Genomic DNA, 8,604 nt, shown 5'->3' with positions numbered 1-8,604 from the left:
GCGTCACCTTCGACGACGTCGCCGGCATCGACGAGGCCAAGCAGGAGTTGGAGGAGGTCGTCGAGTTTCTGCGCGACCCGCAGAAGTTCCAGCGCCTCGGCGGCAAGATCCCCAAGGGCTGCCTGCTGGTCGGCCCCCCGGGCACAGGTAAGACGCTGCTCGCCCGCGCCATTGCCGGCGAGGCCAACGTGCCCTTCTTCACCATCTCCGGCTCCGACTTCGTCGAGATGTTCGTCGGCGTCGGCGCCAGCCGCGTGCGCGACATGTTCGAGCAGGGCAAGAAGAACGCGCCCTGCATCATCTTCGTGGACGAGATCGACGCGGTCGGCCGCCATCGCGGCGCCGGCCTGGGCGGCGGCAACGACGAGCGCGAGCAGACCCTGAACCAGCTGCTGGTCGAGATGGACGGTTTCGAGGCGACCGAGGGCGTGATCCTGATCGCCGCCACCAACCGCCCCGACGTGCTCGACCCGGCGCTGCTGCGTCCGGGCCGCTTCGACCGCCAGATCGTGGTGCCGAATCCCGACATCATCGGCCGCGAGCAGATCCTGCGCGTGCATATGCGGAAAGTCCCGCTGGCGCCCGACGTGGATCCGAAGATCATCGCCCGCGGCACGCCCGGCTTCTCCGGCGCCGATCTCGCCAACCTGGTGAACGAGGCCGCGCTTCTGGCCGCGCGCAAGAACCGCCGCGTCGTCACCATGGCCGATTTCGAGCATGCCAAGGACAAGGTGATGATGGGCGCCGAGCGCCGCTCGATGGTGATGGGCGAGGAGGAAAAGCGCCTCACCGCCTACCACGAAGCGGGCCATGCCCTGGTTGGCCTGTTCATGCCCAAGCATGATCCGCTGCACAAGGTGACGATCATTCCGCGCGGCCGCGCGCTGGGCGTCACCATGTCGCTGCCCGAGAAGGACCGGCTGTCCATGTCGCAGCTCGAACTGGAATCGCGGCTGGCGATGATGTTCGGCGGCCGCGTGGCGGAAGAGCTGGTCTTCGGCAAGGAGAACATCACCACCGGCGCCTCCAACGACATTCAGCAGGCGACAGGCCTGGCGCGCCGCATGGTCACCGAATGGGGCATGAGCGACAAGCTCGGCCGCCTGCGCTACTCCGACAACGAGGAGGAAGTCTTCCTCGGCCATTCGGTGACGCAGCGCAAGAACGTCTCGGATGCCACGGCGAAGCTGATCGACGAGGAGATCCGCCGCATCATCGACGAGGCGGAGAACAACGCGCGCCGCATCCTCACCGAGCATCGCGCCGACCTCGACAAGGTCGCCCAGGCGCTGCTCGAATACGAGACGCTGTCGGGCGACGAGGTGAAGGCGCTGCTGCGCGGCGAGCCCATCGTGCGGCCGGAGGACAAGACGCCGACGCCGACCGATACCGGCCCGCGCTCGGCCGTGCCGACCACCAGCCGCGGCAAGAAGCCGCCGACGGGTCTGGAGCCGGAACCGCAGCCCGGTGCTTGAGCGGCCCGCTTGAGCGCCTGTCCCCGGACCTGGTCCGGAGCCTCGCGGTCAGCATCAGACAGACAGAAGCCCGGCAGCGATGCCGGGCTTTTTCGTTGCGGGCCGTTCGCGTTCGCGCTCCCGCCCCGCGCTACTGCGCGGTATAGCCGCCGTCGATCACCAGTTCGGCGCCGGTGACGAATTTCGACTCGTCCGAGGCGAGGTAGAGCGCGCCATAGGCGATGTCGTCGGGCTCGCCGACATGGCCGATCGGGTGCATCGCGTCCAGCGCCTTGCGCCCGGCGGCGACGTCGCCCTGGCGGGCGAGATGCGCCTCCACCATCGGCGTCCAGATATAGCCGGGATGGATCGAGTTGACCCGGATGCCGAGGCGCTCGCGCGCGCAGTAGAGCGCGACCGACTTGGTGTAGAGCCGCACGCCGCCTTTCGAGGCGTTGTAGGCGCCGAGTTCGGGGTCGCCCACCAGCCCCTCGATGGAGGAGAGGTTGATGATCGAGCCGCCGCGCGGCTGGTTCTGCTTCATGGCGCGGATCGCATGCTTGGTGCCGAGGAACACGCCGTCGAGATTGACGCTCATCAGCCGGCGCCACTCTTCCAGCGTCTGCTCCTCGGGCGGACCGCTGATGGCGATGCCGGCATTGTTGATCACCACGTCCACCCGGCCGTAGGCCTCGCGCACGCGCTGCATCGCGCTTTCCCACTCCGCCTCGCGCGACACGTCGAGATGCAGGTACATCGCGCCGGGCAGCGCGCGGGCCAGCGCCTCGCCCTGTGTATCCTGTATATCGGCGACGGCGACCTTGGCGCCCTCGCGCGCCATCATCCGCGCCATCGCCTCGCCGAGCCCGACGGCCCCGCCGGTGACGATCACGACCTTGCCTTCGACACGACCCATTGCCGTTCTCCTGTGCTGGATGGAACCGATGGTCGAAGTCTAGCACCGGCGCGGGGGCAGGGAGGCTGATCCAGCTCAAGAACGGGCCGCTTTTAGTGGCCTGCGGTCCGAATCAGATCGTCAGCCTCGGGCTGGACCCGAGGGTCTCAGGCAGGCGAATGCGAAAAGGGGGGCAGCTTTCCGCGGCGGGGTAACGCAGGCGATTAGTTCAGCGTGATCTCGGTCGCTATACGATCGAACGGTGCGCGGAAACCCTGTTCGGTCTTCTCCAGAAGACCGGCCTCCGACAGGGCCGCCACATCGCTGTGCACATTGCGGTAATCGCGCTTCAGTCCGCGCGCCAGTTCCGTCACCCTGCGAACGGGATGCTTGCGTACATAGCGGATGAGTTCCAGTCGCTTCGGTGTCAGCGTCTGCACCAGCGATTCCCAGCTCTCGAACTGCAGCCGGTATTCCGGTGTGAGATCGCCTGCCTCGGCGCGCTTCATCGCCTTGAGGAAATCGCGCCGGATGTCTGCGGCCGTGATCTTTCCGGCAGTGATCGAAACGATCGCTTTCTTCCTGCTCATGGCAAACCTCCTGCCTTGGCGACATCCGCCAGAAAATCATCGATCAGCTTCTCCCAGCTCGTAAAACGGTAGGCCATTTCACGGCCGCGGATATGCCTGTGGTCGCCCTTGCCGCGTTCGTTATCGTAGCCGACGATCCGCTCTCCAGGCCGGCCATAGAACAGCCGGTATTTGAAGCGATGCTGGGAGCCTGGCACGGGTGCCGGAACCGCCCAGACGACGATCTCGATGATGGCGCCGTCATCCGTCGTGTATTTCGCATAGTAGATGCGGGTCGCGGATGTCATTATGGTATATTATGCCATAGGCTAGATTATGGTTTCAAGTGCCATAATTCTTTGTTTTGAAACGATCATGCCTCTGGGCCTGATTTGAGTGTCGTGTTGAGATATTTTGAAATGGCTAACAATCATGCTGAGAAAGAAAGCCAGGCCATTCTCAGTGGGTGTGTTCGCCTAATTTTCACCGCTCCGCCACCGCCAGCTTCGCGCCCAGCGCCACGAAGGCCGCGGCGAAGCTCCGGCGCATCCATAGCAGCACGGTCGGGCGGCTGATCACGTGGTCGCGCACGGCGGCGGCGAACAGGCCGTAGAGCGCGAAGACGCCGAGCGTCATTGCCATGAACACGCCGCTGAGGCCCAGCATCTGCGCCAGCGCGTCGGGCGCGTCGCGGCTGATGAACTGCGGCAGGAAGGCGAAGAAGAAGATCGAGAGTTTCGGGTTGAGCAGGTTGATCACCACGGCCTCGGCGGTCACCTGCATCGCCGATGATTTCCGCGGCCCCCTGCCGGTGAGGCTGAGGCTGCCGCGGTCGTTCCAGGTCTGCCACGCCATCCAGACGAGATAGGCAACGCCGGCATATTTCACGGCGTCGAACAGCAGCGCGCTGGCATGCAGCAGCGCGGCGAGGCCGGTGATCGCCGCCAGCATGTGCGGCACGATGCCGAGGGTGCAGCCGAAGGCGGCGACGAGGCTGGCGCGCGCGCCGCGGGTCAGGCCGGCCGCCACGGTGTAGATCATGCCGGTGCCCGGCGTCGCGATCACCACCAGCGCGATGACCAGGAATTCGACTGTCATGGGCGGCCTCCGCCTGCGATGGGTTCCTGCTGCGCCGACGTTAGCGGGCCCGGCGGCGGGCACAAAGGGGTTGCTTCGGCTGTGAGAACATGATAGGAACAATGGAGCGGGGCTCTCCGTCATACAGGGCGCCATACGATGGTATGTGTCTCATGCGATGGTATGCAGTTGCCTCGGGCGGATGGTGCGGAACGGACTCCGACGGTCCGAAGTGGACTCCAGCGGTCCGTAGCGGGCACCAGCGGGCGCCAGTGGACTCTGGCGGGCTCCAGTGGGCACCAGCGGGCCGCAGCGGACTCCGGCGAACCGCAGTGAAGCGGAACAGGCAGTCCCGGCAGGAGGCCGAGGGCGGCGCGGGCAGGGCAGGCGATGACAGTGTTATGCAGTGACGATTCCCGGGCCGGCGCTGCCCGCAATGCAGGCGGCCCGGCGCCGCTCGCCTGGCGGGGCGGGGCGGGCGACCGTGCGGCGCATGGCCGGCTCGACTGGTCGCGGCCCTATGTGATGGGCATCGTCAATGTCACCGCCGACAGTTTCTCCGGCGACGGACTGAATACCGACGCGCAGGCCGCCATCGCCCGCGCGCGGCAGATGGTGGCCGACGGCGCCGACCTGATCGATCTCGGCGCGGAATCGACCCGCCCCGGCGCGCAGCCGGTGAGCGCAGACGAGGAAATCGCCCGCCTGCTGCCGGTGCTGGAGGGCCTGCGCGATCTCGCCATTCCCGTCTCGGTGGACACGCGCCACGCCGCCACCATGCGCGCGGCGCTGCAGGCCGGCGCCGCCATCATCAACGACATCTCCGCCCTGGAAGACGATCCCGGCAGCCTCGCGGCGGTGGCCGGGGCGCAATGCCCCGTGGTGCTGATGCACAAGCAGGGCGACCCGCAGACCATGCAGGTGGCGCCGCGCTACGACGACGTGGTGGCCGAGGTGCATGACTATCTCGCCGGCCGCATCAAAGCCTGCGAGGCGGCGGGGATTGCGCGCCAACGTATCATCCTCGATCCCGGCATCGGCTTCGGCAAGACGCTGGAGCACAATCTCGCCCTGCTGCGCGACGGGCTCGCGGCGCTGCGGAACCTGGGATGCGCGCTGCTGGTCGGCGTGTCGCGCAAGTCGATGATCGGCGCGCTGACGGGCGAGCGCGATCCCGCCCGCCGCGTCGCCGGCTCGCTGGCCGCGGGCCTCCGGGCCGTGCAGCAGGGCGCCCATATCCTGCGCGTCCACGACGTGCCCGAAACCGTGCAGGCGCTCCGTGTCTGGCGCGGGATCGCGGGGGATACCTCTCCATAGCCGTCACCCCAAAGATCGTCACCCTGGGTGCCAGCCGAGACGTATTCCCTCCATCGGCCCGCGCGGGCAGGGCAATGGACCCTCGCGCTTCGCGCAAGGGGGACGGACTTCAGGGCTTCTGTAACGACTCGTAACAAAGCCGGATTCTCCGCGGCGATTCCGGCTGCCGCGGGTTTTTGCCGGGCGGCTTTCTGTGGCATAGTCCGGCCGGATTTCCCCAGTACGGATTTCGAGTCGCATGGGACGCAAATTCTTCGGCACCGACGGCATCCGCGGGCTGGCCAATACCGAGCCGATGACGCCGGCCACGGCCCTGCGCGTCGGCATGGCGGCCGGCGCCTTCTTCACCCGCGGCGACCATCGCCATCGCGTGCTGATCGGCAAGGATACGCGGCTGTCGGGCTATATGCTCGAGCCGGCCCTGGTGGCGGGCTTCACCGCGGTGGGCATGGATGTCTTCCTCGTCGGCCCGATGCCGACGCCGGCGGTGGCGATGCTGACCCGCGCGCTGCGCTGCGATCTGGGCGTGATGATCTCCGCCTCGCACAATCCCTTCCACGACAACGGCATCAAGCTGTTCGGTCCCGACGGCTACAAGCTCTCCGACCAGGCCGAGCGCGAGATCGAGGCGATGATCACCGGCGACGCGGCGCCCACGCTTGCCGCGCCGGAGAAGCTCGGCCGCGCCAAGCGCCTCGATGACGCCGACGGCCGCTACATCGAATTCGCCAAGGCGACTCTGCCGAAGGGCAAGACCCTGAAGGGCCTCAAGGTGGTCGTCGACTGCGCCAACGGTGCCGCCTACAAGGTCGCGCCCACCGTTCTGTGGGAGCTGGAGGCCGAGGTCATTCCCATCGGCGTGCATCCCGACGGCTTCAACATCAACCGGCAATGCGGCTCGACCCATCCCGACCTGCTGCAGGCGGCGGTGATCTCGCATGGCGCCGATCTCGGCCTGGCGCTGGATGGCGATGCCGACCGCCTCGTCATGGTGGACGAGCGCGGCGCGGTGATCGACGGTGACCAGCTGATGGCGGTGATTGCGGAAAGCTGGCTCGAACAGGGCCGCCTGCCGCGCAAGGGCATGGCCGCCACCGTGATGTCGAATCTCGGGCTCGAGCGTTTCGTCAACAATCTCGGCATCGAACTGAAGCGCACCAAGGTCGGCGACCGCTACGTGCTGGAAGCCATGCGCGAGGAAGGCTTCAATCTCGGCGGCGAGCAGTCGGGCCATATCATCCTGTCGGATTTCGCCACCACCGGCGACGGCCTGATCGCCGGCCTGCAGGTGATGGCGGCGCTGGTGGAATCAGGGAAGAAGGCGAGCGAGTTCTGCCGCCGCTTCACGCCGTTCCCGCAGCTGCTGCGCAACGTGCGCCACAGCGGCGGCGCGCCGCTGGACAAGCCGAGCGTGCAGAGCGCCATCGCGGCGGCCGAGAAGGCGTTGGGCAGCTCCGGCCGCATCGTCATCCGCCCCTCGGGCACCGAGCCGCTGATCCGCGTCATGGCCGAAGGCGAGGACCGGAAGCTGGTCGAGGCCGTGGTCGGCGACATCGTCACAGCGCTGGAACAGGCCGCGGCGTGAGCAGGGGAAGGGTTCTCATCATCGCCGGATCGGATTCCGGCGGCGGCGCGGGCATCCAGGCCGACATCAAGGCGGTGACGGCGCTGGGCGGCTTTGCCATGACGGCGATCACCGCGCTGACCATCCAGGACACCGTCACCGTGCATGACGTCTTCGACGTGCCGGCCGGCGTGGTGGCCGACCAGATGCGCGTCGTGCTGCAGGATATCGGCGCCGACGCGATCAAGACCGGCATGCTGCACCGCGCCGACATCATCGAGGCGGTCGCCGACACGCTCGCCCGCTACGCGCCCGACGTGCCGCTGGTGGTGGATCCGGTGATGGTGGCCAAGGGCGGCGCGAAGCTGCTGGTGCCGGAAGCGGCGACCGCTCTGCGCGAGAAGCTGATTGCCCGCGCCACGCTGATCACGCCGAACCTGCCCGAGGCGGAAGTGCTGTCGGGCCTGAAGATCGCCGGCGTGCAGGACATGCCGGCAGCTGCCACCTGGCTGCTGCGCCAGGGGCCGAAGGCGGTGCTGCTGAAGGGCGGCCATCTCGAAGGCCCGATGCTGGTGGACCTGCTGGCCCATGAGGGGCAGATCGACCGCTTCGAGAATACGCGCATCGACACCACCTCGACCCATGGCACCGGCTGCACCATGGCGTCGGCGATCGCGGCGGGGATCGCCTTCGGCCTGCCGCTGAAGCAGGCGGTGGTGCAGGCACGCGCCTATGTGCAGAAGGCGATCGAGACCGCGCCGGGCTTCGGCCACGGCCACGGCCCGCTCAATCACGCGCATACGGTACAGCGCCGCTAGAGAAGCGCGGCGACGCCGAGCGCGATCGGCAGCAGGATCAGTCCCAGCGGCAGCACCGTGCGGTAGGCCTGACGCTCGCCGCCGCGCCATTCGGCAAACGCGCAGGCCAGCGCCAGCTTGCCCGGGGCGAAGGAGGTGAACATCGCGCCGGTGACGTTCTGCAGCGCGCTGACCCACAGCACCGAGGCGCCGACCGAATGCGCCAGCGCCGCCTGCAGCGGCAGCAGCAGGCTGTTGGACGCTGTATTCCCGCCGGTCAGTCCGCCGGCGGTGGCGGCAAATACCGGCGTGGCGAGCAGGGCGTAGTCGCCGGCCACCGACTGCCATGCGGCGGCCAGCGCGGCGGGAATGCCGGCGCCGCCCATCAGCTGCGCCATCACGAGGAAGATCAGCGTCGTGCTCATGGCGATGCGTCCGGCACGCCAGCTGCGCTGCAGGATCGCCGCCCAGCCGCTCCGGCTGCGCAAGGCGAAGGCGCCGTAGAGCAGCGCGGCGAGCAGCAGCATGCTGGCGCCGTGATAGGGCAGCGCGAAGGCCGGCATGTCGGGATAGGGCGCGAAGACCAGGCTGCCCTGCAGCCAGGCCTGCAGCGGCTTGATCAGCCGCGTGGTGAGCAGGATGACGCCCAGCAGCAGATAGGGCGCGGCCAGTCGCAGCGCCCGGCGCCAGGGCGTGCGGCTGCGGTCGAGCAGCCAGGCCAGCGCCAGCAGCGGCGCGGTGGCGACAAGGCCGGCGGTATCGACCGAGACGAAGCGGTTGCCGGCATAGAGCAGCATGAGCAGTGCCGCGCTCCACGCGATGTCGATGGCCATGTTGCCTGCGCTGAGTCCGAAACCCAGCCGCCATGACCACAGCCAGAACCATACGAGCAGGCCCAGCATGAAGGGCAGCATCACCAGCGCGCTGGTCA

Annotated in this window: 9 protein-coding genes; 4 read left to right on the top strand and 5 right to left on the bottom strand. The window is 67.9% G+C overall.

Annotation, left to right across the window (positions count from 1 at the left end; all coding sequences use genetic code 11):
- A partial coding sequence (gene ftsH / locus VKZ87_RS13450) for an ATP-dependent zinc metalloprotease FtsH (RefSeq protein WP_324221772.1) occupies positions 1-1,475 on the top strand: 1,475 nt, incomplete at its 5' end.
- Positions 1,476-1,605: 130 nt separating this feature from the next.
- On the opposite strand, the gene VKZ87_RS13445 is transcribed toward ftsH, so the two are convergent.
- From VKZ87_RS13445 to VKZ87_RS13430, 4 genes are all read right to left on the bottom strand, one after another.
- Complete coding sequence (locus VKZ87_RS13445; protein ID WP_324221771.1) at positions 1,606-2,370, bottom strand: glucose 1-dehydrogenase; 765 nt, start codon at positions 2,368-2,370, stop codon at positions 1,606-1,608.
- Between the two features lie 203 nt (positions 2,371-2,573).
- The gene (locus VKZ87_RS13440) at positions 2,574-2,939 is read right to left on the bottom strand and encodes a hypothetical protein (RefSeq protein ID WP_324221770.1); all 366 of its coding nucleotides are present in this window, start codon (positions 2,937-2,939) and stop codon (positions 2,574-2,576) included.
- Complete coding sequence (locus VKZ87_RS13435; protein ID WP_324221769.1) at positions 2,936-3,226, bottom strand: toxin-antitoxin system TumE family protein; 291 nt, start codon at positions 3,224-3,226, stop codon at positions 2,936-2,938. Before VKZ87_RS13435 ends, VKZ87_RS13440 begins: the two co-directional genes overlap by 4 nt.
- Before the next feature lie 175 nt (positions 3,227-3,401).
- Positions 3,402-4,016, bottom strand: a complete 615-nt coding sequence (locus VKZ87_RS13430; protein ID WP_324221768.1) for a LysE family translocator — start codon at positions 4,014-4,016, stop codon at positions 3,402-3,404.
- A 369-nt stretch (positions 4,017-4,385) separates the two neighbouring features.
- Between VKZ87_RS13430 and folP the strand changes: the two genes are divergently transcribed.
- The 3 genes from folP to thiD all read left to right on the top strand — a co-directional run bounded on the left by folP (position 4,386) and on the right by thiD (position 7,694).
- The gene (gene folP, locus VKZ87_RS13425) at positions 4,386-5,312 is read left to right on the top strand and encodes a dihydropteroate synthase (protein ID WP_324221767.1); all 927 of its coding nucleotides are present in this window, start codon (positions 4,386-4,388) and stop codon (positions 5,310-5,312) included.
- 238 nt (positions 5,313-5,550) lie between these two features.
- Positions 5,551-6,897, top strand: coding sequence for a phosphoglucosamine mutase (gene glmM, locus VKZ87_RS13420; RefSeq protein ID WP_324221766.1), 1,347 nt, complete (start codon positions 5,551-5,553; stop codon positions 6,895-6,897).
- A complete protein-coding gene (thiD, locus tag VKZ87_RS13415) occupies positions 6,894-7,694 on the top strand; it encodes a bifunctional hydroxymethylpyrimidine kinase/phosphomethylpyrimidine kinase (protein WP_324221765.1) in 801 nt (266 codons plus the stop codon). The genes glmM and thiD overlap by 4 nt, the downstream gene beginning before the upstream one ends.
- Here the strand turns inward: thiD and VKZ87_RS13410 are convergent.
- Positions 7,691-8,604, bottom strand: a 914-nt coding sequence (locus VKZ87_RS13410) for an L-lactate permease (protein WP_324221764.1), incomplete at its 5' end; no start/stop codon positions are given. The genes thiD and VKZ87_RS13410 overlap by 4 nt on opposite strands.

Origin of the sequence: Ferrovibrio sp., assembly GCF_035304305.1 — a bacterium.
Taxonomy (GTDB): domain Bacteria; phylum Pseudomonadota; class Alphaproteobacteria; order Ferrovibrionales; family Ferrovibrionaceae; genus Ferrovibrio.
Note: the sequence above shows the minus strand (reverse complement) of the source record. Positions and strands in the feature narration are given on the sequence as shown.